We start from the raw sequence: 26,930 nt of genomic DNA on the forward strand, positions 1-26,930 counted from the left end.
ATTTGCAAGCCCTCCCCACCCGACCGGCTGCGCCGGCCACCCTCCCCATGAAGGGGAGGGAGAAAGATTGCCCGCCTTACGCCTCCAGCCGGTACCCCGCGCCGCGCACGGTCTGCAGCATGGCCCTGTCGAAGCCCTTGTCGATCTTGGAGCGCAGGCGGCTGATGTGCACGTCGATGACGTTGGTCTGGGGGTCGAAGTGGTATTCCCAGACCTTCTCCAACAGCATGGTGCGCGTGACCGACTGGCCCGCGTGGCGCATCAGGAACTCCAGCAGCTGGAACTCGCGCGGCTGCAGGTCGATCTCCTGACCCTCGCGGTGGACGGTGCGGGCGATCAGGTTCATCTCCAGATCGCCGACCTTGAGCACGGTCTGGACTCCGCCCGTCTCGCGGCGACGCGACAGGGCCTCGACCCGCGCGACCAGTTCGGCCAGAGCGTAGGGCTTGACCAGATAGTCGTCGCCGCCCGCCTTCAGCCCCGTGACGCGATCCTCGACCTCGCCGAGAGCCGACAGAAACAGCACCGGCGTCTGGTCGCCGCCCTTGCGGATGGTCTCGACCATGCCGACGCCGTCCAGGCGCGGCATCATTCGGTCCACGACATAGACGTCGTAGCCGCCCTTCTGCGATTCCAGCAGGCCAAAGGCGCCGTCCACGGCGTGGGTGACCTCGTGCCCGGCCTCGCTCAGGCCGCGCACCATGGCGGTCGCGGCTTCAGCATCGTCCTCAACCACCAGAATACGCATGCAGCCTCCCAAAAAAGATTCGGCGGCGATGTTAGCGCATCGCCGCCGATCCCGTGAGTTACGCCTTATTCAGACTTGGCGAAGGGCAGAACCACCGAGGAGTTGGTTCCCTGCACCCGGATCAGCAGGAAGACCCCCGGCCTTCCCGCTGACCGCGCCTCATCCACGGCCGCCTTCAGATCGGCCTCAGAGCGAACCACGCGGTTGTTCGCCCGCTGGATCACCGTGCCGACCGGCAGCCGCATCTTGCCCGCTTCCGAGCGCGGCGCGACGGCGGTGACCACCACGCCTTCCATGTCGTTGGGGATGGCGTAGCGCTGGCGCAGGGCCGAGGTGATCGGCGTAACCGTCAGGCCCTCGATCGACTGGCCGACGACGCCGCTGTCGCCCGGCTGCGGGCTGGCATCGTCGCCGCCGTTCAGTTCCGCCTCAGACGGGCGGGCGCCCGCACGGATATTCAGCGTCTGACGCTTGCCGTCACGCAGGATTTCCAGCCGCAGCGTATCGCCCGGCCGTGCGCGGGCCACGCGACGGGTCAGTTCGGTCGAGCTGTCGACCGCCTCGCCGTTCACGCTGGTGACCACGTCGCCGACCTTCATGCCGCCGCGCTCGCCAGGCGTGCCCGCCGTGACTTCGGCGACATAGGCGCCCTTGGTGTCCTCGTTCAGGCCCAGAGCGGCCGCCGCATCCTTGGACAGGGTCTGGATCTGCACGCCCAGATAGCCGCGCTCCACGCTTTCGCCGCGCATCAGCTTGTCAGTGACCGCCTTGGCCGTGGTCGCGGGAATGGCGAAACCGATGCCGACCGAACCGCCCGACGGCGAGAAGATCGCCGTGTTCACGCCGATGACACGGCCGTAGATGTCAAAGGTCGGTCCGCCCGAGTTGCCCCGGTTGATGGCGGCGTCGATCTGCAGATAGTCGACATAGGCGCTGGACTGGTCCTGGAGATCGCGCGAGCGCGCCGAAACGATGCCCGCCGTCGCCGTGCCGCCCAGACCGAACGGGTTGCCGACCGCGATGACCCAGTCGCCGACGCGCGGCTCCGACTGCTCTTCGAACGAGACGAAGGGGAAACCGGCGCCCTCGACCTTGATGACGGCAAGGTCGGTGTTCTCGTCACGACCAATCAGCTTGCCTTTCAGCTCGCGGCCGTCGCTGAGCTTGACGCTGATCTCCTCGGCGTTCTCGACGACATGGTTGTTGGTGACGATAAAACCGTCGCCCGAGATGAAGAAGCCCGACCCGGCCCCGGCGGCCAGCTGGGTGTTGTCTTCGCCTTCAGCCGAGCCGCCCGGCGCGCCGGGGATCGGTACGGCGCCGAAACCCGGAATCTGGAACATGCCGCGCGGACGCTGGACGCGGGTCTTAACGTCGATCTGCACCACGGCGGGGGCGACCTGCTGGAAGATGTCGGCAAAGCTGAGCGGCGCGCCCTGCGGCGGCGCAAAAGCCACGGCTCCGGCCCCGGCCGAAGGGACCAACTGTCCGACCCTGGCGGCGGGCGCCGCCTCGGCGCCGGGCCAGGTGATGACCCCGCCCGCCGTCGCGGCGGCGGCGAAGGTCAGGCCGACAGCGGCCCCCAGAATGAACTCCTTGCGTTTCAGCATCGTCGTCCTTGCAGTCTTTACTGGCGGATACGGAAAGCTCCGTTCGCACATGGATATAGGGCGTTTTGGCTCAAGCCAATGCACGCCGTCGCGATGATTGTTCCCGATCGTCGTTCGGCGTATGGCGCGTCTGCGTCAGGAACGCGGCGAAAGACTTGCCAAACAGATAGGAGCCAAGCCCTTTTCCGCTCACCCCGGCGGACGCCGGGGCCCAGTGAGACCATCATCCGCCACACGTTTGCAGCCCAAGAACTGGATTCCGGCGTCCGCCGGGATGTGCGGGAGATAGGGCGGAGCTTAGCGCTCGGCTTCTTCGTCCGCCGTAAGCTCGGCCAGGGCGCATTCTTCTTCCGCCGTGAGAGGCGGGGCCTCGGCCGTCCCACGACGGCGCGCGCGCAGCACCAGCACCACGCCCGCCCCCGCCGCCAGGGCGAACGGGCCGAACCACAGCAGCCATGTGCCGATCCGCACCGGCGGCTGGAACAGCACATAGTCGCCATAGCGGCGGATCAGGTCGTCCTTGATCTCGTCGTCCGTTTTTCCGGCGGCGATCTGTTCGCGCACCAGACCGCGCAGGTCGGCGGCGATGCCCGCCGGGCTGTCGGCGATCGATTCATGCTGGCAGACGACGCAGCGGATATCGCCGAACAGGGCGCGGGCGCGGGCCTCCTGCGCCGGATCGGTCAGCGGCCGGTCGGGCGCGGGCGGCGGCTCGGCCAGAGCGGGCGCAGCCGTGCTGGCCAGCAGGGCGGCGGCGAACAGGGCGGCGGCGCGCCTCATGCCTGCGCCTTCACGGGCTCGACCGGCTTGGCGGCCTTCTTCGCGCGCGAACCCGCCCCGACGCGCAGGCGCCGGTCCAGCAGGGAGACCAGCCCGCCCAGCGCCATCAGCGCCGGTCCCAGAAAGATCAGCCGCGCCCACGGATTATAATAGATGCGCACGATCCAGGCGCGCTCCCCGGCGTCCGTCGCCGCCCGGTCGCCCACGACGACATAGACATCGTCCAGCCCGCGAAAATCGAGGCCGACCTCGGTCGTGGTCTGGCCGCCTGCCGGGAAGAAGCGGCGCTCGGCGGTGATGACGCGCTCGGGCGCGCGGCCGTCGACCGGCATGATGGTCAGGCGGCCCTGTTCAGCCAGATAGTTCGGGCCCTCGATGACCCGAACCGCATCCAGCCGCGCCTTCCACGGTCCGGCGGCGACTTCCCCTCCCAGCGGCAGGGCGAGGGCGGCCTCGGCTTTGAAGCTGGTCTCGACCACGGCACCCAGAATGAAAACGCCCAGACCCGCGTGGGCCAGCGCCATGCCCCAGGCGCCCAGCGGCAGGCCCGTGGCGCGGCGCAGCGTCTCGGCCAAGGGCGCACGGAAGGCCTTGGTCCGGACGCCCAACTCAGCCAGCGCGCCCAGAATCAACCACGCCCCGACGCCCAGCCCTGCAGCGGCCAGCGCCTTCTTCGGCTCGAACAGAAGGAAGGCGGCGAAGGCGGCGGCGATGGCCAACAGAGCCGCCAGCCACAGGCGCTGCAAGGCCCCCTTCAGATCGCCGCGCTTCCACGCCAGCAGCGGCCCGGCCGGCAGGATCAGACAGGCGACGATCATCAGCGGGTTAAAGACAGCGTTGAAATAGGGCGGACCGACCGAGATCGTCGCCCCCGTCACGCCCTCCAGAATGAGCGGATAAAGGGTGCCCAGCAGCACCGTCGCCGCCGCCGCCGTCAGGAACAGATTGTTCAGCACCAGCGTCCCCTCGCGGCTGACCGGCGCGAAGGCGGCGCCCGAGCGGATGGCCGGGGCGCGCAATGCGAACAGGATGAAGGCCGCGCCCGCCGCCACGCCCAGAATGGCCAGCAGCATCATCCCCCGCTGGGGATCGACGGCGAAGGCGTGAACGCTGGTCAACACGCCCGAGCGCACCAGAAACGCGCCCAGCATGGAGAAGGTGAAGGCCAGAATGGCGAGGAACACCGTCCAGCCCGCCAACGCCCCTCGCCGCTCAGTGACGATGGCCGAGTGCAGCAGGGCCGCCCCCGCCAGCCACGGCATGAAGCTGGCGTTCTCGACCGGATCCCAGAACCACCAGCCGCCCCAGCCCAGCTCGTAATAGGCCCAGAACGACCCCAGCGTGATGCCGACGGTCAGCAACGCCCACGACGCCAGCGCCCACGGCCGCACCCAGCGTCCCCACGCCGGATCGACGCGCTTTTCGATCAGGGCGGCGACCGCCAGCGAGAAACAGACGGAAAAGCCGACATAGCCGCCGTACAGCAGCGGGGGATGCACCGCCAGCGCCGGGTCCTGCAGCAGGGGGTTCAGAGACGCGCCCTGCACCGGCGCCGGGTCCAGCCGGAAGAAGGGGTTGGAGGTGAAGGCGGCGAAGGCCAGGAACAGGCTCGACAGGCCCGCCTGCACGGCCACGGCCGAGGTCTTAAGCCCGAACGGCAGGCCGCGCGCCAGCGCCAGCGCCCCGCCGAAGACCGTCATCACCAGACACCACAGCAGCAGCGAGCCCTCATGGCTGCCCCATGCGGCGGCGACCTTATAGAAGACCGGCTTGTCGGTGTGGCTGTTCATGGCCACGTTCGACACCGAGAAATCCGAGACGACGAAGGCGTAGATCAGGGCGCCGAAGGCCAGAAGGATCGCCCCGGCCGAGGCCAGCATGGCGCCGCCCCCCGCCCCGGCCAGCACCGGGCTGAGCCGCAGCCGTCCCGCCGCGGTCAGCGCCAGACTCAGCACCGACAGCGCCAGCGCCAGGATCAGGGCGAAGGCGCCCAGTTCGACGATCAAGGCTTAAGTCCCCTGCTGCGCGACGACGGCGGGGGCCGACGCGTCGTCGGGCCGCCACTCGCCCTTTTCTTTCAGCCGGTCGGCGACTTCGCGCGGCATATAGGTCTCGTCGTGCTTGGCCAGCACCTGACTGGCCTCGAACACGCGGTCGGGGCGGAAGGCGCCTTGCGCTACGATTCCCTGCCCCTCGCGGAACAGGTCGGGCAGGTCACCGTGATAGATCACCTGCGCCGTCGCCCCGTTGTCGGTGACGACAAAGACGACCGAGCCGTCTGCGGCCTTGGTCACGCTGCCCGCCTCGACAAGACCGCCCAGACGGATCATCTGACCGGCGGGCACCTTCTGCGGCGTCACTTCCGAAGGAGAGTAGAAGAAGGTCACATTGTCCTTCATCGCCCACAGCGACAGGCCGACGGCCAGCGCCAGCACGGGCGCCGCGGCGATGACGACCCACAGGCGACGGCGCGCCTTGGGCGATTTGGGCAACCAGCTCATGTCAACAATCCGAGTGCGGCGAAAACGCCGTCGCATATGGGGCTAGGTTCAGGACGGGCCAAAGCGTCATCGCGCGGCCTCGGCCAGACGGGTCTGCAACTCGGCCCGGCGCGGGTCGGACGGGTCCAGCACAGCGATCAGCGGGCTCCACATGGCCCTCGCCTCGGCGCGATCGCCGCGCGCCAGAGCCGCGTCGCCCAGATAGAAGCGCGCGCCCAACTGGTCCGGATCCAGCCTGACCGCCTGACGGAAGGCCGCTTCGGCGTCGCCGTCGACCGTTCCGCCGTTGGCCCGGACCAGACTTTCCCCCAGCCGCGCCCAGCTCTGGGCGTCGTCCGGCTGGATGGCGAGTGCGCGGCGGAAGGCCGAGGCCGCGCCGATGGGGTCCCCTGCCTCGAACCGGGCGGCCCCCAGCATGGTCAGGGCCAGACGGTCGTCGGGCCGTTCCTTGACCACCTGCCCCAGCACGGCCGCGACCTGGGCGGGCTCAAGCGCCTCAGGCGCCGAGGCCCATTCGCGCACGCGCGTCTCATAGGCCTGATCCTTCATGCCCGGCGCGCCGAAGACGGCGTAGAGACCCAGCGTCGCCGCAGCCGTCGCCCCGATCCCGCCCAAGACCCAATAGCGGTCGCGCGGCCCGGCGACCGGGCGGCGATCCGCACGGCGGGCGGCCAGCAGGCGGCGCCCGGCCTCGGCCCGCGCGGCGGTCCAGCCCGCCTCGTCCAGCAGGCCGCGCGCCTTCAGCCGGTCCAGCTCGGCCAGTTCCAGCGCGCCTGCATCGCGGTCCGCCACGCTCTCAGCCTCAGCCCCGCGCCGGGCGGCGGACAGCACGGCCAGCCCCGCCAGGGCGGTCACAAGCGCCGTCATGATCCAGAAGATCGTCATGGCCGCCGCTTTAGCGGATCAGGCGGCCGGAGGCGAGGCGCGCGACGACGCACCCGCCTTGCCGCCCGCGATGGCCAGCCGTCGCCGCACGACGCGCGACGCATCCCTGGCGCCCAACAGGCCCAGCAGTTCGGCGGTCAGGCCAATCCGTTTGCGGGCCACGCCTTCGTCCGGCGCCTGACCGTCGTTCAGTTGCTCGATCGCTTCATCGGCCCAGGTCGCCAGTCGTCCCGTCAGGGCTTCCGCCGTCTGGCGGCGCTCGGCTTCACAGCCGAAGACCGCCGCGATGGGGCGCACCTGGCCCGCCAGCGTCAAAAGAACCCGCGCCCGCGCCGCCGCATGCGGATCGGGCGCCTGGGCCAACAGAGGCGTCGGCCGGGTCATCCGTCCAACCAGAGGCGTGCGTTGAACCGGGAGGACCGCATCAAGCGCCTTCTCGGCGGCATCGAAATGCTCAGACAGACGAAGTGCAATCCTCAGGCGCGCCTGACGCACAGCCTTGGCCCAGGCGCTGTCAGGCCGCAGCGGCAGAACGGCGTCGATCTCCGTCAGGATTTCGGCGCACCAGGTCAGCCCCGCCGCCAGCCGCCTGCCCTGTGCGTCGTCCTCAAGGCTCTGGGCGGCGATGTCGGCGGCGCGATGCGCCAGGGCCGATATGATGCGGTCGATCAGCAGATCAGCCTCGTCGCGGCCCGGCGTCGCCTCGCGTCCTGAGGCGCCGATCAGGGCCAGCACCCGCAACATCAGCCGCGCATCGGTCATCTGGGCGAAAAGAAGTTCCAGCAGCCGCTCGACCCCGCCCGGCCCGGCCGATGAGGCCTGACGCAGGGCCAGCTTCAACTCCGCCAGTTCGGCGCCGCTGGGTCGCCCGGTCCAGGCCGACAGATGCGGCAACGCCCGCCGCGCGACCGGCGCCAGGTCCAGACAGGCGGCTAAAGCCTCGACCTCGTCGGGCGCGGCGCCGGGCCACACCGTCTCGGGGGCGTCGCGCAACACCACGGCGGCGCTGTGGCACAGACGGTCGGCGACCATGCGCGACAGGTCGTCGTCACGATCCAGTTGCGGCAACAGCTCCGGCTCGCCCCGCGTCGCCGCACGCCATAGCCTGGCAGGCAGACCGGCAGGAAAGCTCAGCCCCTCCAGCGCATCCGCGCGCGGCCGGAACAGCGGCGCCAGCGGACCGAAGGCGACCTCGCGGCGACGCCGATCCAACTGCTCGACCTCGACCAGTTCGCGCAGGGCGGCCGCCCGATCGCCCGCCATCGTCCCCGCCAGCCCCAGCAACTGCGGCAGGGCCCGGTCCGGACACCGTTCGATCAAATGAGCCAGAGCGGCCCGCTGGGCGACCGACAGGTCCGCCATCCACGCATCCTCCGGCCACACTCAAATCCCGGCCAAGGCCCCAAAGGTGACCGTCGCCGGTTAACAAGGGCTTTTGAGGCGAAATGGCGAGCGCGTCCGCTCTGCGAGCCGAAATCGGCTTTCGGCGCTAAAGTCGAAGACTGGAAGCGACCCTAAGCGGTCGTTGCACTCAACGCCTTCAAATACGCCCATAGTCTCGCGCTAGCGTTCCGCAATGCGGCACGGACATGGGCGACAGGTATCTTCCCTATTGCGTCTCCGTCTGGCCTAGGATCACGGAAAATCACTTTATCACCTGCGAATTCAGCTAGCAGAACAGTGTAGCCGCTCATGAAGACGTTGTGCGCTCTCCCGCTTTCAAGAGCTTCCAACTCTCCAAGAAGGTCCACGAGTATTTGCGCAAGACTAGCGGGATAGTATGAGACAACCTTGCCGCATATTATGTAGCGTAGATCATGGTCGGGCTGGCCGTCGGCCACGCCGTACGCAAACGCCCGACTGACCTTTTTAGGGGGAGCGACCGTACCGTGATCGGGCAGCTCCGGTTCAAATGTCACTTCGAAAGTCATGGCAACATCCTGACGCCAATGATGTCCGCTAACCACCCTGTGCAGTCGCTGTGAACGGCCGCTCTCGGGCTGTCTGGCCAAGATCCGGTTTCAGGCATGATGCCTAGGACTGAAACGGACCCATTGTGGACACTCAAGTAGCGGCTACGCTTTCATCATGAACAATGATCTGCGAGATTCATTGAAGCTTTGGGCGGGTGCCATCGTCTTCGGCGCGCTGTTCTGGATATTGGCGCGTTCCGACGTGCTGCGGGGTGCTGTCGATAGCGTTCCTGGCAAATGGTTCTGGCTAGGCTTTGGAGCCCTAGGCGTTTGGAATATGGGAAAACTGATCTGGGGCTTGTGGCAACGTCGGGCTTCTAGAGACAACTAGCTGAATGACCGCTAACCACCCGTCGTAGACCTTCACAACAGCCGCTCTGCGCCCCTACCCCTCGGCGGCGGGCAGCTCCAGCACCACCTTCAGCCCGCCCAGGCTGCTGTCGCTCAGGGTGACGCGGCCGCCGTAGGCGCGGGTCAGTTCGTCGACGATCGATAGGCCCAGCCCCGTGCCGGGCGTGTCCTCGTCCATGCGGGTGCCGCGTTTCAGGGCGGTGTCGCGCTGGTCGGCGGGCAGGCCGGGGCCGTCGTCCTCGACCACGGCGATCAATTGGCCCGGCATGGACGGACCGGCCGAGACGCGCACGCGGCGGCGGCACCATTTGGCGGCGTTCTCCAGCAGGTTGCCGAAGATTTCCTGCAGATCCTGGCGCTCGCCCAGGAAGGCTAGGTCGTCGGGGGCGCGCCAGTCGATCTCGACGCCCTTTTCCTCGAACACCCGCTCCAGCATGACGGCCAGTTCGTCCAGAACCTCGCTGACGTCGGTTCGTTCGCCCAGACCGTGCGCGGCGCGCGCGGCGGCGCGGGCGCGGCGCAGGTGGTGGTCGACCTGATCCTGCATCACCTTCGTCTGCTTGCGAACCATGTCGGGCAGAACGCCCGGGGTCGTCCCCGCCTCGGCCAGCATGACGGCCAGCGGCGTCTTCAGCGCATGCGCCAGATTGCCGACGTGGGTGCGCTGGCGTTCAACCGTCTCCTGATTGTGCGCCAGCAGGCGGTTGACCTGTTCGGCCAGGGGCTGGATCTCCAGCGGATAGCCGCCCTCGACCCGGTGCGAGCGCCCCTGGCGCACATTAGAAATCTCATCGCCGAGATCGAACAGGGGGCGCAGGCCCACCCGCACCTGAATGAAGACCGCCGCGACAAGCCCCGCGCCCAGCAGCAGCATGGCGATCCAGGTGACGGTGGCGAACTGGCGCGTGTCGGCGTCGACGTCGGACCGGTCGATCCCGGCGAAGAAGACGACAGGCTGTCGGCGGTCCGGCAACTGCTTCATGCTGGCGGCGATGCGCAGGGGCTCGCCCTTGGGCCCATCCTCGGCGTTGTAGCTGATGGTCTGGCCGAAGGCGCCGCGCAGCCGGTCGGCCAGGTCGTGGCCGTACTCCAGATCGGCGTTGCCCAAGGAGGCCGAGCGCGCCAGCACATGCAGCGCGCCCTGAGGCCCCGGCTCGGCCACCATCCAGTATTTTCCAGACAGCAGGCGCTGAGTACGGGCGTCCTGAATCTCGCCCACGAACACCTCGCCCTCGGGCGTGATGACCGAGGCGACCACGGCCTCGTCGATGGTGTCGCCCAGGGTGTTGCCCAGGCGGCGAAGGGCCGATTCCTGGAAGACCGCCGTCAGCACCACCGCCGCCACCGCCAGGCCGATCAGAATCCAGGCGGCGGCCAGCCAGATCAGGCGCCGTGTCAGCGACCGGCCAGGTCGCCCGAACCAGCGGCCCCATTCGCGCCGCGCCGCCGAGGAAGGGGCGCTGCCAGCCCGAAAATCGAGCCCAGAGTCGAGCCCAGAGTCGATCTCGCCTTGGGTGCTGGCTTCGGCCTCAGTCATGGCCAGGCGATCAGGCCGCGTCGCTTTCGCCGGCCAGCGGCGACAGGCGATAGCCCAGCCCGCGCACGGTCTCGATGCGGTCGGCGCCGATCTTCTTCCTCAAGCGGCCGACGAAGACCTCGATAGTGTTGGAATCGCGATCAAAGTCCTGATCATACAGGTGTTCGACCAGTTCGGTGCGGCTGATGACCCGGCCCTGGTGCATCATCAGATAGTGCAGCAGGCGGTATTCCAGCGAGGTCAAACGCAGCGGCTCGCCGTTGACGGTGGCGCGGGCGGCGCGCGGGTCCAGCCGCAGCCCGCCGCAGGTCAGGGTCGCCGCCGCGTGACCGGCCGAGCGGCGCAGCAGGGCGCGCAGGCGGGCCAGCAGTTCTTCGGTGTGGAACGGCTTGGTCAGATAGTCGTCGGCCCCGGCGTCGAAGCCCGCCACCTTGTCCGACCAGGCGCCGCGCGCGGTCAGGATCAGCACCGGCGTCGCCTTGCCTTCACGGCGCCAGCGCTCCAGCACCGAAACGCCGTCGATCTTGGGCAGGCCTAAGTCCAGCACCACCACGTCATAGGGTTCGGTGTCGCCCAGGAACCAGGCCTCTTCGCCATCGGGCGCGTGATCGACGGCGTAGCCGGCGTCGGTCAGGGCGGTCTTCAGCTGGCGCGACAGATCAACGTCGTCCTCGACAAGCAGCACCCGCATTCAGTCGTCTCCGCGAACCCGGCCGGACTGGCCGTCAACCTGTATGTCCGACACGCGTCCGCCCGGATACTCCCAGCGCACCACATAGTCGCCGCCGCGTTCCTGAACGCCCAGCATGCGGCCAGGACGGCCCGACTGGACACGTCGGGCGATATCGCCCGGATTGGCGCGAGGGGCCGAGCGGGGCGCATCGCGCAGCCCCTGGCCCGGGTAGTTGCGGGGCGCCTCGCGACGATCCTGAGAACGGCTTTCGTCGCGGTCCCGATCACGGCCGCGCGACTGTGCCGCCGCGTCCGTCAGGGGGACGATGGCGATCAGACCGGCCAGAAGGAGGGCTCGAATACGCATCATGATCGTCTTCTAGACAGGGGCCTCTGAACGGTGGCTGAACGCGCAGTCTACCGCCGTTCCTCCGAACAAGGAACGCGCGCCCGAGGATTCTCCGTCGCTGTCGCCCTCGCGCCTCATCAGAACCGCCCCCTCCCCAGAAGATGACAAAGATCTCATGCTGATGAACGCCGACTGAAACGCGCCGTTCAGACGGGGATCAGGCTCAGGCTGCTCTTGTGGGGTCAACGCAGCCCGGTCGGTTGCGAAGACCCGAAGGAGTTCGATCATGAAGACCTTGCTGATCCCCGTCCTGGCCGCCACGGTCGCCGCGACCACCCTGCCCGCCGCAGCGCAAGCCTATGATCGTCACGGCCCCTCGCGCGGCCCCGCCTATGAGCAGAACCATGGCGGCTGGCAGTCGGTCAGCCAGCGCAAATACAGCCTGGACCGCCGCATCGACCAGAGCGTCCGCACTCGCCAGCTGAGCTCACGCGAAGCCTCGCGCCTGAAGGATGAACTGAACGGCCTGGTCCGCCTGGAACGCAACTATATGCGCGGCGGCCTGACCCGCTGGGAGCGTCAGGATCTGGACCGCCGCTATGATCGCCTGTCGGCCAAGATCCGGCTGGAGCGCCGCGACCATAACAACCGTCGCTACTGAGACGGTTCAGCATCAGGGCCCCATCCCTCCCTGTCAGGGGCTCTGCCGAGGGCGCGATCCGAAAGGGTCGCGCCCTTTTCCTATGCCGGCTCGACCACCGCGATTTCGGGCCAGCGCCCGCGGGCATTGGCGATCACCCGGTCCCAGCCCCTGGCCAGGCTCCGCGTCGGATTGGGACGGATCACCATGTCGAATACGTCCTGCAGGCCGAAGGGGGCGACGATGCTGATCGCATCGTCCTTCTCCAGCCGCACGCCCAGGGCGAAAGCCGGGGCGACGAAGCGGGCTGGGGCGTCGTCCGTGCAGGTCAGCGGCTCATAGGCTTCGCCGAACTTGCCCTCGAACCACAGATGCACCCGCGCCTGATTGCGGACCTCGACAATATCACGCAGCTCGGGCGCAAAGGCGGCCGCGACACGCTTGATCGCCTCATCCTCGGCGTCCCAGGAGGTATCGGGGTCGAAATAGCCGATGTCGTAATCCTTGACGCCATAGCCCGGCGCCCGGCCCGTCCGCTCATTCCAGACCGACTGATAGACGGCCCCCGAGAACAGCCTCCAGTCCGGCAAATCTAGGTCGCGCATCACGCGCAGCACATGCATCAAGCCCGCATTGGTGCGGACGATGTCGATCAGGCGAGCCTCAAGCTCCGCAGCGGTCGTCGTCTCCACGCTCATCGCAGGGGCCACCCGTGGTCCAGCGGGCCATGACCCTGCCCTAGTCCCGGCGCGCGTCGGATGGCTTCGGCGACATAGGCCCAGGCTTCGGCCACCGCCGTCGACAGGGGCAGGCCCTTGGCGATGCCCGCCGCGCAGGCGCTGGCCAGGGTGCAGCCGGTGCCGTGGGTATGACGGGTCTCCACCCGCTCGCTTTCCAGCACCGTCTCGCCGTCGTGGGTCAGCAGCAGATCGGTCACCGTCTCGCCGGGCACATGACCGCCCTTCATCAGCACCGCCTGCGCGCCCATCGCCAGCAAGGCCTCGCCCGCCCGGCGCTGACCGTCCAGATCAACGACGGCAATCCCGGTCAGGGCCTCAGCCTCGGGCGCATTGGGGGTCAGCAGCGCCGCGCGCGGGACCATCAGCCGCCGCACCGCCTCGACCGCCGCCTCGGCCAGCAGAGGCGAGCCGCCCTTGGCGATCATCACCGGATCGACCACGGCCGGGACGCCGCCCGCATAGTCGATCAGACCGGCGACCGTTTCGACGACCTCCACAGAGCCCAGCATGCCCGTCTTCAGGGCGTCCGCGCCGATGTCGTCCAACACCGCCCTGGCCTGAGCCTCGATCACGTCCAGCGGCAGAGGATGGACGCCGTGAACGCCCAGGGTGTTCTGAACGGTGATGGCGGTGATCGCCGTGGCGGCGAACCCGCCCAGCATGGTCACAGCCTTGATATCCGCCTGAATGCCCGCGCCGCCGCCTGAATCCGATCCCGCCAGGATCAGCACGCGGCCCAGCGGCTTCGTCGCCGCTTCCGCAGAAGAGGTCATCAGTGCGCCCCCGAAAACAGCTTCAGCCCGACGATGCCCGCCACGATCAGCAGAATGCAGACGGCCCGCACCGCCGTCGCCGGCTCGCCATAGACGGCGATCCCGACCGCCGCCGCTCCGACCGCGCCGATGCCGGTCCAGACCGCATAGGCCGTGCCCACCGGCAGCTTCTGCGTCGCCGCCCACAGGCCGATCATACTGGCCGCCAGGGCGAGCGCCACGCCCAGCGAAATCAACGGTCGCTGCAGCCCGACGTATTTGACGCCCGACGCCCAGCCCACCTCGAAAAGCCCCGCAACGACGAGCACCAACCAGGGATTCAGGGACAGCAACCAGGACATGACGGCTGCATGACTGATGGCGAAGCGTCAGACAAGGGCGATCTAAAGACCCCGATGGAACGCCATATCCCCCTCGCCCATACGTAAGACGAGGAGAGTTGTTTTAGAATAGCACATAAATGAACAATGATCTCAATGAACAGATCAGAAAGACAAAGTTATTGCAAGAACAGCTAAGGTTTTCGGCAAAATTTGGTAAAATTGGCGCAACAACTTCGGCCTCATAAGCGTTGCCATGCGGGTTTTATGATAGAGAAGGCCATATGGAAGCTCCTGTGGTGAAGACTGGCATGTTGATCCGTCGGCCCGCCGACGAAGTCTACCAGGCCTTTACCGAGCCGGGCGTGACGGCGTGGTTTTGGTTCACCCACGCGGATCGACGGATGACGCCGGGCGCACAGCTGACCTGGACCTGGGGCATGTATGGCGTCGCCACGCGCGTCCTGGTGAAGGCGCTGGAGGCCAACCGACGCATCCTGATCGACTGGAATCTGGACGATGCGCCCACCGAGGTGGAATGGACGTTCGAAGAGCGCGGCTCGGCCACCTGGGTCGAGATTTCAAACCGCGGCTTTCCCGCTTCCGACGCAGGCGTAAAGGCGGCTCTCGAAGCGATGGAAGGCTTCACCCTGGCGCTGGCGGGCGCCAAGATCTGGCTGGAACGCGCCATCGAGCCGACCTTCATCCTGGACCGGTTCCCCGATCAGGTCCTGCCGAGCTGGAAGCCTAAACTCTAAGCCCTGGCTTCAGGCTGCGCTGGCGACCGCCGCCTGAAGCTGCAAGGCCTGAACCGTCTCGCGCACGTCGTGTGTACGCACCATCCGTGCGCCGCGCCGCGCCGCCTCCAGGGCAAGGGCCAGCGAACCGCCCAGCCGATCCGCCGCATCCCGCGCCGTCGCGTCCACCCCCTGGATCATCCGCTTGCGGCTGGCCGCGTAAAGGACCGGAAAACCCAGCTCGACCAGGGCCTCCAACCGCGCCGTCAGCGTCAGATTGTGCGCTGTCGTCTTGGCGAAACCGATGCCGGGATCCAGCCAGATCCTGTCGCGCGCCACGCCCGCCGCCATAGCCGCCTCGGCGCGAGCGGCCAGATGGGCCGTCACCTCGGCGACTACATCGTCATAGTGCGGGTCGTCCTGCATGGTCTTGGGGGCGCCCTTCATATGCATCAGCACCACCCCGCACCCCAGTTCGGCTGCTGTGGATAGACTGTCCGGCGCATGGCCCAGCGCAGAAACATCGTTCCACATCGTCGCCCCGGCGGCGACAGCCGCGCGGGCCACGGCGGGCTTCATCGTATCGATGCTGATGGGTCCGTCCCAGCGCGCACGCAGGGCGGCGATCAAGGGCAGGGTGCGAACCGTTTCCTCGTCCTCGCTGACGGGGTCGGAGCCCGGCCGGGTGCTTTCCCCGCCGATGTCCAGCACGTCGGCGCCCTGCTGGATCAGACGCAGGGCGTGCTCGAGAGCGGCGTCCGGCGTGGGCAGGCGCCCGCCATCGGAAAAGCTGTCCGGCGTGACGTTGACGATGCCCATGACCAAGGGCCGCTTCACGGGGGATTGAAGGCTCATGCGACGATGACTCCGCGAGCGCCGGTTTGACTTTCGGTGCGCTGGGGTTCAGCCTCTAACGGCAATGAAACGCTTCGTCAGCCAGGCTCGACGCCTCACCCACGCGGGACGCCGCGTCGAAGGCTTTTAACCCGTAGCGGTCTGCCACGCGCGCGCCCTGCGCCGGGCGCCCGCTACGGGACCACGTTGCACGCTTTCGGTTCCCTTTTTTTATCATCGCAGAACAGGCCGGTCGTCGGACAGGCCAAGAGACTTTGCGCCATGACCACTGAAATTCAGGACCACAGCCTGCCGGATTCGTCTCAGCCAGACGTCGGCGGCGCCGAAATCATTCCCTTCCGTCGCCCCCCAACCCCAGGCAGCGCGCCCGATAGCGCGCCGCCGCCCGCGTCGGAACCCGAAGACCATCATCCCGACGACGACGGCCCCTCAGCCGCCTGAGCGCGTCCCCATCGCTTTTTTTGAGAACGAGACGTTCCATGACCACCCCTCGCAAGGGCGCCCTGCCCGCCATTACGCTTCGCAGCGACGACTTCGACGCCCTGGACCGCCTGGTCGGCGATCTGCCCGGCTCGGGCCCCGCCGGCCTGCTGCAACAGGAGTTGGACCGCGCCAAGGTGTGCGAGCCCAAGGCCATGCCCAAGAATGTCGTCACCCTGAACCGCTGGCTGCACTATTCGGACGACCACAGCCCCGACACGCGTCGCGTCCAGCTGGTTCTGCCCAAGGAAGCCGACATCGACGCCGGTCGCGTCTCCATCCTGTCCTATGTCGGCGCGGGCCTCATCGGCTTGAAAGAAGGCCAGTCCATCACGTGGCCTGATCCGTCCGGCGCCGCGCGCAAGCTGACCCTGGTCAAGCTGGAAGACCCGGAGCCGGCGAACTAAGCCGTCAGGCCGAGGTTCAAATTAAAGAAGGGGCGCGCCCATCGGACGCGCCCCTTTTTCGTGGCTGGACGAAAGTCTCCTAGACGGCGGGAGCCGGCTCGACCGGCTTCGCCGGTTCGTCTTCCGGGGTCGCCGGAACCGACAGCGACGGGCCAACGACCGTGTCGTTTTCCTCATCCCGCTTGGGCGGCTGGCCGTTTTCCAGCAGGTCCTTGATCTCGTCGCCCGACAGGGTTTCGTACTCCAGCAGAGCCTGGGACAGCTTCTCGTGGTCGCCCGCCTTGTCGGTCAGGATGCGGCGAGCCTCTTCCCAGCCTTCGGTGACGATGCGGCGGACCTCTTCGTCGATGATGCGGGCCGTCTCTTCAGAGACGTTCTGGCTGCGCGACACCGAATGGCCCAGGAAGACCTCCTCCTGATTCTCGCCATAGGCCACCGTGCCCAGACGCTCCGAAAAGCCCCAGCGCGTCACCATCGCGCGCGCCAGCTTGGTCGCCTGTTCGATGTCCGAACTGGCGCCCGAGGTAATGCTTTCCGGGCCGAAGATCAGCTCCTCGGCGACGCGGCCGCCCGCCATGATGGCGATGCGGTCGATCATCTGCTGGAACTTCATGGAATAGCGGTCGCCCTCCGGCAGCTGCATCACCATGCCGAGCGCCCGGCCGCGCGGGACGATGGTCGCCTTGTGCACCGGGTCGGCCATCTTGACGTTGATGGCGACGATGGCGTGACCGGCCTCGTGATAGGCGGTCAGGCGGCGCTCTTCCTCATTCATGGCCATGGACTTGCGCTCAGAGCCCATCATGACCTTGTCCTTGGCGTCCTCGAAGTCGCGGTGCGTGACCATGCGGCGGTCCTTTCGGGCCGCCATCAGGGCCGCTTCGTTGACCAGGTTGGCCAGGTCCGCGCCCGAGAAGCCCGGCGTGCCGCGCGCCAGGGTCTTGACGTTGACATCAGCGGCCAGCGGCACGTCCTTCATATGCACGCGCAAGATTCGCTCGCGACCCGAAACATCGGGGTTGGGCACCACGACCTGACGGTCGAAGCGGCCCGGACGCAGCAGGGCCGGGTCCAGCACGTCGGGACGGTTGGTCGCGGCGATCAGGATGATGTTCTCGGACGCCTCGAAGCCGTCCATCTCGACCAGCAGCTGGTTCAGCGTCTGCTCGCGCTCGTCGTTGCCGCCGCCCAGGCCTGCGCCCCGGTGACGACCGACGGCGTCGATCTCATCGATGAAGATGATGCAGGGCGCGTTCTTCTTGGCCTGTTCGAACATGTCGCGTACGCGGCTGGCGCCGACGCCGACGAACATTTCGACAAAGTCCGAGCCCGAGATCGAGAAGAAGGGCACGCCCGCCTCGCCCGCCACCGCGCGCGCCAGCAGGGTCTTGCCGGTGCCGGGAGGACCGACCAGCAGGGCGCCCTTGGGGATCTTGCCGCCCAGACGCTGGAACTTGGCCGGGTCCTTCAGGAAGTCGACGACCTCCTGCAGTTCGTCCTTGGCTTCATCCACGCCGGCCACGTCGTCAAAGGTCTTGCGGCCCTTGTGCTCGGTCAGCAGCTTGGCCTTGGACTTGCCGAAGCCCATGGCGCCCTTCGTCCCGCCCTGCATCCGGTTCATGATGAACAACCAGAAGGCGACGATCAGCGCCACCGGCAACAGCAGGCCCAGCAGGCCCGACCACCACGGCTGGCGGGTGCTCTTGACCTCGACGTCGCCGCCGCTGGTGCGGATCTGGTTCAGCAGGTCGACGTTGGGCACCGGCGTCACGGCGTTGAACTTGACGCCGTCCTTCTTCTCGCCGGTCATGGCGTCGCCGCGCACGACCACGGATTTGATCTGCTGCGCCTCGACGGCGGTCATCAGCTCCGAATAGGTCAGGGTCTCAGGGCGTCCGGCAGCGCCTTCCTTGGCGCCGGGCATGGCCGGGCCGCCGTTCTGGCTGATCGCGGCGTAGACGCTCACCAGTCCCAACAGGATCACGGCCCAGATGGCGAAATTGCGCAGGTTCATTCGGTCCTCGGTTCCTCGACAGGGCCGCGCTGGGCCCGTCGATCAGCAGTCTTCGTCTGAAAATAGGTCAGACGGCGGCGTTTCGCCATGAAGGGTTTGAAAGAGTCCGTCTTCCTGCGTCGTTTCGCCCGTAAAAACCGCCGAGGCGAGCGTCAGACGGCGCAGGCCCAGCGCCCGGACATCGGCCCCGCGCCAGGCCAGCTGCGCCCGCCCCTGCCCGTCGATCAACACCGGCGCGGCGGCGCGGGCGGCGGGCGGCAGACCGGACAAGACCGCCCTTTCCCGATCGGACAGCTGCGCCAGCCGCCCGGCCGCCGCCTCGACGCGCAGGCCGGGCCTGTCAGCGACGATCTCGAACCGCCCGTCCCAGACGACGGCGACGCCCGACGTGAGGTGCAGCGGCGCGACCGGGCGGCGACGCCATTCGCCCGGCTCCCGCATCACCCGGGCAAGGGCGCCGGACGCCTCAATGCGGGCGCCGCACAGGACAGCAGTGAAATCCTCGCCCGCCGCCAGCCGCCCCTGAAGAGCCGCCAGCCGGCCTCCGCGCGGAGGGGTCACGCTACCGCCCGCACACAGCAGGACGGCGGCCAGCGTCGATCCGGGCAGGTCGCGGGGCACTGTCAGCACCCCGGCCCAGGCAAGGTCCTGCCCGCACGGCGACAAACCGGGGGCGAGCTGCGGATCAGCCCTCTGACTTTCCATTGGCGGGTGGGGCGGGGTTTTGTCGAGCGCCGCCCGCGCCCGCCCCCGGCCGAAGCGCAGGTCGGCGTTGGCGGGGTCCTCCAGCCATGAGGCCCCGCGCGCGCGCAGATGATCCCGCAGCGCGTCACGCCGCTCCTCCAGCACCGGACGCAGCAGCATCAGTCCGCGCCCCTCAGGCCAGGCGGGCGACGCCGACCAGTCGCGCAGGCGCCCCAGCGTCGCGCCCTCGGCTCGCATCCACTCGCCCTCGGCGACATCATCGGCGGTGTGACCGGTCAGGATGACGCGCGCCCCCGCATCCCGCGCGGCCTCGGCCAGCAGGGCGTGGCGGGCCGCCCGCGCGCGCGCCGGAAGCCCGGCGCCGCCTCGCCCCTGCGCCCAGAGCAACCCGCGCCAGTCGGCACCCGCCGCGCGCGCAGCCTCGGCCGCGAACCGGGTCCAGGCCGCGCTGTCGGGATTGAGATTGTGGTCGACCGTCAGGGCGAGCAGCCGCCGTCTCCTCGCCTTCGCCCAAGCGACGGCGAGGTCCAGCAGGGCCATCGAGTCGCCCCCGCCCGACAGGGCCAGGGCGACCGGCTCGGGTCCAATATGGTTCAGGCGCGCGTCCAGCCGGGCGAAGACCCGACTGGTCAGATCGTCCATCAGCTGCAGCTGGCGCGCGTCCGCAGCTGGGTCGCGCGGGTCTTCTGCGCCGCCGTGGCCGCCTCGGCGTAGCGGCGACCGAACTCGGTAAGGGCCCCGCAGGCCTGGGTCGCGCGGTCGGTGGCGCGCAGGGCCTCGGCCAGCTTCAGCGTCGTCTCGGGCGCCCACGGCGTGCGCGGCCAGCCGTTCAGGGCAGCGGCGTAGGCCTGAACCGCCGAAGCGTTGTCACGCGCGGCGACGTGCAGGTCGCCCAGACGGCTGTTGGCTTCGCGCGACTGGGGCGTGTTCGGCCAGGTGACGATGACGGTCTCCAGCGCGCGGCCGCCGCGCACGGCGTCCTCGCCCGCCAGACGCATGGCCGCCTGCAGGTCCTGCGCCGCGTCGCCGGTCGGCGAGTTAGCGACGATCGGGCCGTTCAGTTCAGCGGCTTCCTCAGCAGCCTTCTCGGCGCGCTCGACCCGGCCTTCCAGATCGCGCAGGCGGCGGCTCAACTGCGTATTCTCGCGCGTCGCCTCGTCCAGTTGGAAGGTCAGCCGCTCGCTGTCGGCGTTCATGCGCTGGAAGGTCTGCTCCACGTCGCCCAGACGGCGCTCGAGGATCGAGACCTGCCCCTGCAGGGCCACGACCTCGGGGTCCAGCTCGACCAGAACCGGTTGGCCGGCGGCGTTGCGCTGGGTCAGGGCGCGCTCAAGACGGCGGACGTTACGGTCCAGCTGGTCCAGGCGGCGCTTGTCCCACTGGATCTGCTCCATCGGCTGGACCTGGGCGACGACGGCGCCCCCGATCAACGTCAGGCCGATCGCCGTCAGGACAGCGGGTTTCGTGAGGCGGAATGGCGTCTTCAGCATGGCTCTGTCGTCCCACCGATTTGCGGCGACGGCAAGGCCCCGATCAATGTCCGAGGCCCAGATAGATGATGGAGACGATGAACAACGTCGCCGCGATCTCGCAAAAGATCAGCAGCACCGCCGTCCGCCACAGGGTCGAGAAGACCGACAGACTGTAGGCGCCCTTCAACTGGGCGAACATGTGAACGGGAACGATCAGCGCCGCGATCGTGCCGACGGCTGCGCCCGCTCCCTTCAGCGTCGTCGCGACCACGACCACCGCCATCAGCAGCAGCGACATGAAGGTCAGGGAATAGAGAACGAACACCCCGTGATCATACAGGGTGAAACCCCGTTTCCACAGGAACATCAGGGCCACGAACGGGATCGACAGCGGCACCAGCAGGAAGGCGAATTTATAAATGGTCTGCTGCAGCTTGTAGAGCGCCAGATCCGGGTTCTTCAGCTTCTTGGCCACCGTCTTGGTCAAGCCGTTGGTCTGACCATCCGTGCCGACGCTGGCGGCCAGATCGGCGACCTGAGCCTGCCAACTGCCCGAGTCCAGGCCGTCCTTGCGGCCCTCGACCGCGTCCTTCTGCAGGCGTTCAAGCTTGGCCTTCTCAGCGATGACGCCGGCTTCGGCTCCGGCCAGAACGCCGGCGGCGGCGCCCGCCCGCGCGCCGCTGTTGAACGCCGGGGGCGATCCGTCCGCCGGCTCCATCGCCGCGGCAGCCGCATCGACTTCCTTACGGGCGGCCGCTGCGACCTGTTCCGCCTCGGCTATCGCCTCCTTCTGGGCCTCGATCTGCTGCGGCAGGGACGGCAGGGTCACTTCCTGATGCGGCATGAAGCTGAGGGCGAAGAACATCACGAAGAGGGTGAACAGGAACATCGCCAGTGGCGAGACATAGCGTGTCCGCCTGCCCTGAACCCACTCGCGCGTCAGCTGTCCCGGATTGACGATCAACAGCGGCAGGGTGCGCCAGAGGCGACCGTCGAAGTGCATGACCCCGTGCAGAAGTTCTTCGCCCAGATGCAGCAGGGTGCGGTGGACATGGGCCGCCTGTCCGCAGTTGGAGCAGAACCGCCCAGTGACCTCGGCGCCGCAGTCGGCGCAGACGCCGTGAGGCTGGCCCGCCTGACCGGTCGGCTTCTCGATCGCCCCAGCGATGACGCCTGCCGTCATGGCCCCGCCTGCCGCCTCCAGATCCATGCACTTTCTCCCCGATTCGGTGCGGACTTTGATCCCTGGAAAGCGCAAAGAAAAGAGGCGCCGGCTTGCGCCGACGCCTCGATCCGTCAGTTTTTCGCCTGATGTTTAGCGCGGGGCGCCCGACACGATGGCCGTGCGGCCATTGCGGTTCTGCGCCCAGGCCGACTCGTTCGAGCCTTCAGCGATCGGACGCTCCTTGCCGAAGCTGATGGTGTCGATGCGGGCGGCGGCGACGCCACGGCTGATCAGGTACGAGCGCACGGCCTCGGCGCGACGGGCGCCCAGGGCCAGGTTGTACTCGCGCGTGCCGCGCTCGTCGGCGTTGCCTTCGATGCGCACGGTGACCTGCGGGTAGCGGGCCAGCCAGGCGGCCTGGGCGTCCAGACGCGGCTGGGCCTCAGCCCGCACCGAATAGGAATCCAGGTCGAAGTAGACGCGGTCGCCGACGTTGACGACGAAGTCCTGTTCCGAGCCCGGCGCGGCGGCGCCGACGTTGCCGCCCGTGACCGGGGTGCTCGGCGCGGTCGGATACTGAGGCCCGGTGGCGGGCGGCGGGGTTTCGGTCGGGACGGCGGGCTCGACCTTGGGCTTGGTGCAAGCGGCCAGCGAGGTCACGGCGACGCCGACGGCGGCGAGCCGGATCAGGGTGGAGGCGTTCATGTAATTCTCCTTCTCATTCGGTTCGAGGCCGATGCCTCTAGCTTAGCTGTATTTGACGGCTGCTACAGCGCTATGCAGCGTTACGCTAGCGGGATAACGCACAGTTTACGGCAATGGCTCCGCTGAAGATGCAGCGACGGCGAATCCGCGTTACGCCGAGCAGGAATCCGGACCCTGGCCGATGCCCAGATTGACCGGCGGGGCGTCCAGCAATCCCGACCACGCCGGGTCCGAACCGCGCCCGTCGTAGCCCGCCTGGGACACGACGCGGCCCGACAGGTCTACGGTCCACAGACGGGTGTCCCCGCCCGGGCTCTGACGCGCGAAGGCGATATAGCGGCCGTTCGGCGCCCAGGAGGGGCCTTCCTCGAAATAGGAGGACGACAGGATGCGCTCGCCGGTGCCGTCGGACTTCATCACGCCGATGTGGAAGCGGCCGCCCTGTTGCTTGGTGAAGGCGATCAGGTCGCCGCGAGGGCTCCAGGCCGGGGCGGTGTAGATACCGCCGCCGCGGCTGATCGGGCGCTGGCCCGAGCCGTCGGCCCGCATGGTGTAGAGGCGCGCCGAGCCCGAACGGTCCGAGGTGAAGACGATCTGATTGCCGTCAGGGCTGAACGAGGGCGAGGTGTCGATGCCCGGATCGGTCGTCAGGCGCGACAGCTGGCGGCTGCGCAGGTTCATCACATAGACGTCGGTGTTGCCGTGCCGGATGATGGAGAAGGCCATCTTGGTTCCGTCGTTCGAGAAACGCGGCGCCAGCACCTGACCGTCGAACTCGCCCAGGCTTTCGCGGCGGCCGGTCGACAGATTGTAGAGGTAGATGCGGCTGTAGTCCTTGCCCAGCGCCACATAGGTCACTTCGTCAGGATTGGAGGCCGAGAAGCGCGGCGACATGATCACCTCATCGCCCTGAGTCAGGAAGACGGGGTTGTAACCGTCCTGATCGACGATGGTCAGGCGCGAGAGCTTGTTCAGCTGGGTGCCGCTTTCGGACACGAACAGAACGCGCGAATCGAAGAAGCCCGCCTCGCCGGTCAGACGCTGATAGACCACGTCCGAAATCTTGTGCGCGATGCGGCGCCACTGCTCCGATGTGGCGGTGAACTGGTAGGAGACAAGCTGGCACTGGCGATAGGGGTCATACAAACGGAAGCCCACGTCGATCCGCCCGTCCGCGCGCGGCGTCACGCCGCCGTACAGCACCGCCTGGGCGCCGATGGAGGTCCACTGCGGAAAGTTCGGCGCATTGGCCAGAGTCAGGCCCGTCTCGACGAAGCTGGCCGGGTTCAGCGGGTCGAAGAAGCCCGACCGCTTCAGGTTGCCGCTGATGACGCTCGAAATCTGCGACCCGTTCTGGCCGGTAAAGGGCACGACGGCGATCTGAAGCGGGCGCAGGACGCCCTCATCGACGACCACGTCCTGCATCGGCGCCGACGAGGGGGCCATCGACTGGGCCTGCACCGATCCGCCCAGCGCCAGAGGGGCGGTCAAAGCCAGCGCGGCGGCCGAGGCGAGAAAGCGGTTCAGGCGCATGGGTCATTCCTTCGCAGATCGTGACAGGGTCGGGCCCGGTCGCCCCTCATAGCATCGGCGCGACCGACAATCGCCAGCTTCACAAGGATTTGGGCGACTTTGGGGTGATAGACGGCTCGCGCCCCTAACGGTTCCCGCATTGACGTTTGGTTTCAAAACGGAAGGGCACTTCCTGAGCCTGGAAGCCGTCCGGCACGGTGAAGGGCGAGGTCGCCCGCAGTGCGCGCTGCATGGCGTCGGACGCCGCCCGCCAGGTGGGATCGTTCTGCACGTCCTGAAGGCGCGGCGTGCCGATGATCTGGCCGTCGGCGCTCAGGCGCACGGTCACGCGGATGACCAGATCATCCATGCCTGGCATGTCGCAGTTGATGTTCCAGTTCGGCGTCACCTGGGCCCCCAGGGCGGCCAACTGCGGGCCGGTGGCGCGTGGGGCGGAGCCAGCTCCCTGCTGGCCCGCCGCCGGGCGGCCGGGATTCTGGGTCGGGCGCGGCGGTCCCGCCAGGGCGTCCAGGTCCAGACCCGGCGCCGGGCGAGCGGGACGCGGAGGCGTCGCAGGCGCCTTCTTCTCGGGCGGAGCTGGCGTGGGACGCGGCGGTGGGGTCGGCGCCTTCTTTTCCGGCGGGGTCGGCGTCGGGCGCGGCGTCGGCGCGGGCGTCGGCGTAGGGGCCTTCTTCTGCGGCGGCGTCGGGGTCGGGCGCGGCGCCGGCGGCGTCGGGCGCGGTTGAGGCTGTGGCGCGGGCGGGGTCGGCTCAGGTTCCGGCGGCGTCGGTTCCGGCAAGGTCTCGACCGGGGCCGTCTCGCCGTCGTCAGGAGAAGGTTCTTCCTGCGGATTGTCAGCCGGGGCGGCGGCGATCTCGATATCCGAGACGATGGACACCGGCACCGAATTCACCAGCGGCTTCAACTCGTCCTTCGACGACCAAGACACGAGGGCGAGCGCCACCACCCCCGCGTGCAGGGCGATGGAGCCGAGGATGGCGGGACTGGGGCGGCGCAAGGTCCGTCAGCCCTCCGTCGGCTCGTCGGCGGCGGTGTCGGTGATCAGGTTCAGCTTGGAGAAGCCCGAGGCCGACAGGCGGGCCATCACCCGCGCCACGGCCTGATACGGCGCGCGGCCGTCGGCGCGGATGAAGATCGGCTTCTCGCGCGCCTTGTCGCCGCCCTCTTCAGCCACGCGCAGGGCCAGTTGCTCCCAGCGGACCTCGCCCTCGCCGATGAAGATGGCGCCGTTCTGGTCGATGCTGACCGTGACGGGCTTGTCGGTCGTCTCGACCGCGCTGGCCTCGGTCTTGGGCAGTTCCAGCGGCACCCCGACCGTCAGCAGCGGCGCCGAGATCATGAAGATGATCAGCAGCACCAGCATGACGTCCACCAGAGGCGTGACGTTGATCTCGCTCAGCGGACGCTTGCGCGCGCGGCGACGGCCGCGCCCGCCGCTGGAGCCTCCTGCAGCACCCATGCCCATGGATCAGGCGCCCCGGCGCAGGTTCAGGTCCGCAGACGGCGGCGGCGGCGGCGGCGGCGGGGTCGACGGTGCGCCCAGACGACGGGCGATGGCCGATTGCAGATCGTCCGCAAAGGCTTCCAGACGCCCGGTGAACTTGCCCGCCGACACCGAGAAGGCGTTGAAGGCGATATAGGCCGGAATGGCCGCCGCCAGACCGATGGCCGTGGCGAACAGGGCTTCGGCGATGGCCGGGGCCACGGTCGTCAGATTGGTGTTGCCCGCCGCCGCAATACTGTCGAAGGCGTTCATGATGCCCCACACCGTGCCGAACAGGCCGATGAAAGGCGAAGCGGTGGCGACCACCGACAGCACGCCCAGACCGTTCTCGATCTTCTGGCTCTCGCGGGCGATGACGGAATCCAGGGCGCGGTCGATGCGGGCGATCAGCATGGAGCCTTGCGTATCTGTCATGGCGCCGCGCGCGCGCGCCTCGCGCCAGTCCTGCAGCGTCAGCACCAACATGCGCGGCAGGGGATCGGCCGGTTGCGGCCCGGCCTGGGCGGCGACCTCTTCCAGCGAACGCCCGCCCTCGACCTGCTGCTCGAACGCAGTCGCCCGAGCGTTCATGCGCGAGAAACGCACCGCCTTGTCGATGATGATGGTCCACGACCAGACCGAGGCCACGGCCAGGCCGATCATCACCGTCTTCACCACCCAGTCGGCAGTCATGAACAGCTCGATGGGGTTCAGCAGGGAGGCGTCGACGGGCGGTGTCATGCGTGGTCCTTGGCGAAGGGTCCGATCAGTCCGCCAGTTGCACCGGGCGGACGTGGCGGTTTCATGGCGGCGGTCTAACCGGCGTCGCGGCCTGCGTCATCAGGCGAAAGGGTGACAACATCGTTATTGAAGAAACAAGCGCCTCACCTCTCCCTCCCCTTCATGGGGAGGGTGGTCGCGCAGCGACCGGGTGGGGAGGGCCGGGTGATGCAAGGCGCGGCGCGTGAACAGCCAAGCCGCCCCCACCCGGCTTCGGCTTCGCCTCAGCCACCCTCCCCATGAAGGGGAGGGAGAAGTTGCGCCTATTCCTCCCCCGACAACCAGGGCGTCACCAGTTCCACCAGCCGTCTGGTCGGCCGCCGGGGGCGCCCGTCCAGGTGGATACAGGCGGCGACGACATCCGCCCGGCACAAGGCCTCCCCGTCCCGCTCGACCGTCTGGCGGATGATCAGGCGCGGCCCCTTGATCGCCTCATAGCGGGTGCGCACCACCAGGGCGTCGTCGATGCGCGCCGGCTTCAGATATTTGATCGCCAGGTCCGAGACGACGAAGGCCAGCGGTTCCTCCTGCTCCAGCAGGTCCGCATGGCCCACCCCGGCCAGACGCAGGAAGTCCGACCGCCCCCGTTCGAAATAGCGGACATAGTTGGCGTGATAGACTAGGCCGGTGAAGTCCGTGTCTTCGTAATAGACGCGCACGGGCAACAGGTGATCGCGGCCGTCGAAACGGCCCGCGCTGGGTTGATCGGTCATGG

At 68.2% G+C, this 26,930-nt stretch carries 28 protein-coding genes; 3 read left to right on the forward strand and 25 right to left on the reverse strand.

Annotation, left to right across the window (positions count from 1 at the left end; genetic code table 11):
* Window positions 1-76 precede the first annotated feature (76 nt).
* The 11 genes from H556_RS0106240 to H556_RS0106290 form a co-directional block, all read right to left on the reverse strand.
* The gene (locus H556_RS0106240) at window positions 77-748 is read right to left on the reverse strand and encodes a response regulator transcription factor (RefSeq protein WP_024353621.1); all 672 of its coding nucleotides are present in this window, start codon (window positions 746-748) and stop codon (window positions 77-79) included.
* Window positions 749-813: 65 nt separating this feature from the next.
* Window positions 814-2,358 carry a Do family serine endopeptidase gene (locus H556_RS0106245; protein WP_024353622.1) on the reverse strand — a complete coding sequence of 515 codons (1,545 nt, stop codon included), beginning with the start codon at window positions 2,356-2,358 and terminating at the stop codon, window positions 814-816.
* Between the two features lie 297 nt (window positions 2,359-2,655).
* Window positions 2,656-3,138, reverse strand: a complete 483-nt coding sequence (locus tag H556_RS0106250; RefSeq protein ID WP_024353623.1) for a cytochrome c-type biogenesis protein — start codon at window positions 3,136-3,138, stop codon at window positions 2,656-2,658.
* A complete protein-coding gene (locus tag H556_RS0106255; protein WP_024353624.1) occupies window positions 3,135-5,144 on the reverse strand; it encodes a heme lyase CcmF/NrfE family subunit in 2,010 nt (669 codons plus the stop codon). Before H556_RS0106255 ends, H556_RS0106250 begins: the two co-directional genes overlap by 4 nt.
* Window positions 5,145-5,147: 3 nt before the next feature.
* The gene (ccmE, locus tag H556_RS0106260; RefSeq protein ID WP_024353625.1) at window positions 5,148-5,639 is read right to left on the reverse strand and encodes a cytochrome c maturation protein CcmE; all 492 of its coding nucleotides are present in this window, start codon (window positions 5,637-5,639) and stop codon (window positions 5,148-5,150) included.
* A gap of 66 nt (window positions 5,640-5,705) precedes the next feature.
* Window positions 5,706-6,524 carry a c-type cytochrome biogenesis protein CcmI gene (gene ccmI, locus H556_RS0106265; protein ID WP_024353626.1) on the reverse strand — a complete coding sequence of 273 codons (819 nt, stop codon included), beginning with the start codon at window positions 6,522-6,524 and terminating at the stop codon, window positions 5,706-5,708.
* Window positions 6,525-6,542: 18 nt separating this feature from the next.
* Window positions 6,543-7,886: a hypothetical protein gene (locus tag H556_RS0106270; RefSeq protein WP_024353627.1), complete on the reverse strand. Its 1,344-nt coding sequence runs from the start codon at window positions 7,884-7,886 to the stop codon at window positions 6,543-6,545.
* 152 nt (window positions 7,887-8,038) lie between these two features.
* Window positions 8,039-8,455 (reverse strand): hypothetical protein, encoded by a 417-nt coding sequence (locus tag H556_RS16510; protein WP_211216098.1) that lies wholly within the window; start codon window positions 8,453-8,455, stop codon window positions 8,039-8,041.
* Between the two features lie 427 nt (window positions 8,456-8,882).
* The gene (locus tag H556_RS0106280; RefSeq protein WP_024353628.1) at window positions 8,883-10,385 is read right to left on the reverse strand and encodes an ATP-binding protein; all 1,503 of its coding nucleotides are present in this window, start codon (window positions 10,383-10,385) and stop codon (window positions 8,883-8,885) included.
* 10 nt (window positions 10,386-10,395) lie between these two features.
* Entirely contained in the window at window positions 10,396-11,076 is a 681-nt protein-coding gene (locus tag H556_RS0106285; protein ID WP_003169901.1) for a response regulator transcription factor, read from the reverse strand.
* On the reverse strand, window positions 11,077-11,427 hold the full coding sequence (locus tag H556_RS0106290) for a hypothetical protein (protein ID WP_024353629.1): 351 nt from the start codon (window positions 11,425-11,427) through the stop codon (window positions 11,077-11,079).
* A gap of 265 nt (window positions 11,428-11,692) precedes the next feature.
* Here H556_RS0106290 and H556_RS0106300 point away from each other — a divergent pair, with 265 nt between their 5' ends.
* Window positions 11,693-12,067, forward strand: a complete 375-nt coding sequence (locus tag H556_RS0106300; RefSeq protein ID WP_024353631.1) for a hypothetical protein — start codon at window positions 11,693-11,695, stop codon at window positions 12,065-12,067.
* An 80-nt stretch (window positions 12,068-12,147) separates the two neighbouring features.
* Here H556_RS0106300 and H556_RS0106305 read toward each other — a convergent pair whose 3' ends face one another.
* The 3 genes from H556_RS0106305 to H556_RS0106315 are packed head-to-tail and all read right to left on the reverse strand — an operon-like array spanning window position 12,148 to window position 13,900.
* Window positions 12,148-12,744: a nucleotidyltransferase family protein gene (locus H556_RS0106305; RefSeq protein WP_024353632.1), complete on the reverse strand. Its 597-nt coding sequence runs from the start codon at window positions 12,742-12,744 to the stop codon at window positions 12,148-12,150.
* On the reverse strand, window positions 12,741-13,559 hold the full coding sequence (gene thiD / locus H556_RS0106310) for a bifunctional hydroxymethylpyrimidine kinase/phosphomethylpyrimidine kinase (RefSeq protein WP_024353633.1): 819 nt from the start codon (window positions 13,557-13,559) through the stop codon (window positions 12,741-12,743). The genes H556_RS0106305 and thiD overlap by 4 nt, the downstream gene beginning before the upstream one ends.
* Window positions 13,559-13,900, reverse strand: a complete 342-nt coding sequence (locus H556_RS0106315) for a DMT family transporter (protein ID WP_003169895.1) — start codon at window positions 13,898-13,900, stop codon at window positions 13,559-13,561. Before H556_RS0106315 ends, thiD begins: the two co-directional genes overlap by 1 nt.
* Window positions 13,901-14,190: 290 nt before the next feature.
* Between H556_RS0106315 and H556_RS0106320 the strand changes: the two genes are divergently transcribed.
* Window positions 14,191-14,637 (forward strand): SRPBCC domain-containing protein, encoded by a 447-nt coding sequence (locus tag H556_RS0106320; protein ID WP_051130235.1) that lies wholly within the window; start codon window positions 14,191-14,193, stop codon window positions 14,635-14,637.
* 9 nt (window positions 14,638-14,646) lie between these two features.
* Here the strand turns inward: H556_RS0106320 and folP are convergent, their stop codons facing one another.
* Window positions 14,647-15,471 (reverse strand): dihydropteroate synthase, encoded by an 825-nt coding sequence (folP, locus tag H556_RS0106325; protein ID WP_024353635.1) that lies wholly within the window; start codon window positions 15,469-15,471, stop codon window positions 14,647-14,649.
* Between the two features lie 479 nt (window positions 15,472-15,950).
* On the opposite strand from folP, the gene rnk reads away from it, so the two are divergent.
* Window positions 15,951-16,358 carry a nucleoside diphosphate kinase regulator gene (gene rnk / locus H556_RS0106330; protein WP_024353636.1) on the forward strand — a complete coding sequence of 136 codons (408 nt, stop codon included), beginning with the start codon at window positions 15,951-15,953 and terminating at the stop codon, window positions 16,356-16,358.
* A 79-nt stretch (window positions 16,359-16,437) separates the two neighbouring features.
* On the opposite strand, the gene ftsH is transcribed toward rnk, so the two are convergent.
* The 10 genes from ftsH to ybgC form a co-directional block, all read right to left on the reverse strand.
* Window positions 16,438-18,372, reverse strand: coding sequence for an ATP-dependent zinc metalloprotease FtsH (ftsH, locus tag H556_RS0106335; RefSeq protein ID WP_024353637.1), 1,935 nt, complete (start codon window positions 18,370-18,372; stop codon window positions 16,438-16,440).
* Between the two features lie 42 nt (window positions 18,373-18,414).
* On the reverse strand, window positions 18,415-19,719 hold the full coding sequence (gene tilS / locus H556_RS0106340) for a tRNA lysidine(34) synthetase TilS (RefSeq protein WP_081650894.1): 1,305 nt from the start codon (window positions 19,717-19,719) through the stop codon (window positions 18,415-18,417).
* A complete protein-coding gene (locus tag H556_RS0106345; protein ID WP_024353639.1) occupies window positions 19,719-20,567 on the reverse strand; it encodes a tol-pal system YbgF family protein in 849 nt (282 codons plus the stop codon). The genes tilS and H556_RS0106345 overlap by 1 nt, the downstream gene beginning before the upstream one ends.
* A 43-nt stretch (window positions 20,568-20,610) precedes the next feature.
* Complete coding sequence (locus tag H556_RS0106350) at window positions 20,611-21,759, reverse strand: DUF3667 domain-containing protein (RefSeq protein WP_024353640.1); 1,149 nt, start codon at window positions 21,757-21,759, stop codon at window positions 20,611-20,613.
* Window positions 21,760-21,864: 105 nt separating this feature from the next.
* Window positions 21,865-22,419, reverse strand: a complete 555-nt coding sequence (gene pal / locus H556_RS0106355) for a peptidoglycan-associated lipoprotein Pal (RefSeq protein WP_024353641.1) — start codon at window positions 22,417-22,419, stop codon at window positions 21,865-21,867.
* Between the two features lie 150 nt (window positions 22,420-22,569).
* Window positions 22,570-23,952: a Tol-Pal system beta propeller repeat protein TolB gene (gene tolB / locus H556_RS0106360; protein WP_024353642.1), complete on the reverse strand. Its 1,383-nt coding sequence runs from the start codon at window positions 23,950-23,952 to the stop codon at window positions 22,570-22,572.
* 124 nt (window positions 23,953-24,076) lie between these two features.
* A complete protein-coding gene (locus H556_RS16280; protein WP_024353643.1) occupies window positions 24,077-24,949 on the reverse strand; it encodes a hypothetical protein in 873 nt (290 codons plus the stop codon).
* A 6-nt stretch (window positions 24,950-24,955) separates the two neighbouring features.
* Window positions 24,956-25,417: an ExbD/TolR family protein gene (locus H556_RS0106370; protein ID WP_024353644.1), complete on the reverse strand. Its 462-nt coding sequence runs from the start codon at window positions 25,415-25,417 to the stop codon at window positions 24,956-24,958.
* A gap of 3 nt (window positions 25,418-25,420) precedes the next feature.
* Window positions 25,421-26,176 (reverse strand): protein TolQ, encoded by a 756-nt coding sequence (tolQ, locus tag H556_RS0106375; RefSeq protein ID WP_024353645.1) that lies wholly within the window; start codon window positions 26,174-26,176, stop codon window positions 25,421-25,423.
* Window positions 26,177-26,478: 302 nt separating this feature from the next.
* Entirely contained in the window at window positions 26,479-26,928 is a 450-nt protein-coding gene (ybgC, locus tag H556_RS0106380) for a tol-pal system-associated acyl-CoA thioesterase (RefSeq protein ID WP_024353646.1), read from the reverse strand.
* Between the last annotated feature and the right edge of the window lie 2 nt (window positions 26,929-26,930).

Origin of the sequence: Brevundimonas naejangsanensis DSM 23858, from assembly GCF_000421705.1 — a bacterium.
Taxonomy (GTDB): Bacteria; Pseudomonadota; Alphaproteobacteria; order Caulobacterales; family Caulobacteraceae; genus Brevundimonas; species Brevundimonas naejangsanensis.

Bases quoted from the DNA above. Each gene is read 5' to 3' on its own strand.
- H556_RS0106240 (WP_024353621.1), bottom strand. From the start codon at position 748: ATGCGTATTCTGGTGGTTGAGGACGATGCTGAAGCCGCGACCGCCATG.
- H556_RS0106245 (WP_024353622.1), bottom strand. From the start codon at position 2,358: ATGCTGAAACGCAAGGAGTTCATTCTGGGGGCCGCTGTCGGCCTGACC.
- H556_RS0106250 (WP_024353623.1), bottom strand. From the start codon at position 3,138: ATGAGGCGCGCCGCCGCCCTGTTCGCCGCCGCCCTGCTGGCCAGCACG.
- ccmE (WP_024353625.1), bottom strand. From the start codon at position 5,639: ATGAGCTGGTTGCCCAAATCGCCCAAGGCGCGCCGTCGCCTGTGGGTC.
- ccmI (WP_024353626.1), bottom strand. From the start codon at position 6,524: ATGACGATCTTCTGGATCATGACGGCGCTTGTGACCGCCCTGGCGGGG.
- H556_RS0106270 (WP_024353627.1), bottom strand. From the start codon at position 7,886: ATGGCGGACCTGTCGGTCGCCCAGCGGGCCGCTCTGGCTCATTTGATC.
- H556_RS16510 (WP_211216098.1), bottom strand. From the start codon at position 8,455: ATGACTTTCGAAGTGACATTTGAACCGGAGCTGCCCGATCACGGTACG.
- H556_RS0106280 (WP_024353628.1), bottom strand. From the start codon at position 10,385: ATGACTGAGGCCGAAGCCAGCACCCAAGGCGAGATCGACTCTGGGCTC.
- H556_RS0106285 (WP_003169901.1), bottom strand. From the start codon at position 11,076: ATGCGGGTGCTGCTTGTCGAGGACGACGTTGATCTGTCGCGCCAGCTG.
- H556_RS0106290 (WP_024353629.1), bottom strand. From the start codon at position 11,427: ATGATGCGTATTCGAGCCCTCCTTCTGGCCGGTCTGATCGCCATCGTC.
- H556_RS0106300 (WP_024353631.1), top strand. From the start codon at position 11,693: ATGAAGACCTTGCTGATCCCCGTCCTGGCCGCCACGGTCGCCGCGACC.
- H556_RS0106305 (WP_024353632.1), bottom strand. From the start codon at position 12,744: ATGAGCGTGGAGACGACGACCGCTGCGGAGCTTGAGGCTCGCCTGATC.
- thiD (WP_024353633.1), bottom strand. From the start codon at position 13,559: ATGACCTCTTCTGCGGAAGCGGCGACGAAGCCGCTGGGCCGCGTGCTG.
- H556_RS0106315 (WP_003169895.1), bottom strand. From the start codon at position 13,900: ATGTCCTGGTTGCTGTCCCTGAATCCCTGGTTGGTGCTCGTCGTTGCG.
- H556_RS0106320 (WP_051130235.1), top strand. From the start codon at position 14,191: ATGTTGATCCGTCGGCCCGCCGACGAAGTCTACCAGGCCTTTACCGAG.
- folP (WP_024353635.1), bottom strand. From the start codon at position 15,471: ATGAGCCTTCAATCCCCCGTGAAGCGGCCCTTGGTCATGGGCATCGTC.
- rnk (WP_024353636.1), top strand. From the start codon at position 15,951: ATGACCACCCCTCGCAAGGGCGCCCTGCCCGCCATTACGCTTCGCAGC.
- ftsH (WP_024353637.1), bottom strand. From the start codon at position 18,372: ATGAACCTGCGCAATTTCGCCATCTGGGCCGTGATCCTGTTGGGACTG.
- tilS (WP_081650894.1), bottom strand. From the start codon at position 19,719: ATGGACGATCTGACCAGTCGGGTCTTCGCCCGGCTGGACGCGCGCCTG.
- H556_RS0106345 (WP_024353639.1), bottom strand. From the start codon at position 20,567: ATGCTGAAGACGCCATTCCGCCTCACGAAACCCGCTGTCCTGACGGCG.
- H556_RS0106350 (WP_024353640.1), bottom strand. From the start codon at position 21,759: ATGGATCTGGAGGCGGCAGGCGGGGCCATGACGGCAGGCGTCATCGCT.
- pal (WP_024353641.1), bottom strand. From the start codon at position 22,419: ATGAACGCCTCCACCCTGATCCGGCTCGCCGCCGTCGGCGTCGCCGTG.
- tolB (WP_024353642.1), bottom strand. From the start codon at position 23,952: ATGCGCCTGAACCGCTTTCTCGCCTCGGCCGCCGCGCTGGCTTTGACC.
- H556_RS0106370 (WP_024353644.1), bottom strand. From the start codon at position 25,417: ATGGGCATGGGTGCTGCAGGAGGCTCCAGCGGCGGGCGCGGCCGTCGC.
- tolQ (WP_024353645.1), bottom strand. From the start codon at position 26,176: ATGACACCGCCCGTCGACGCCTCCCTGCTGAACCCCATCGAGCTGTTC.
- ybgC (WP_024353646.1), bottom strand. From the start codon at position 26,928: ATGACCGATCAACCCAGCGCGGGCCGTTTCGACGGCCGCGATCACCTG.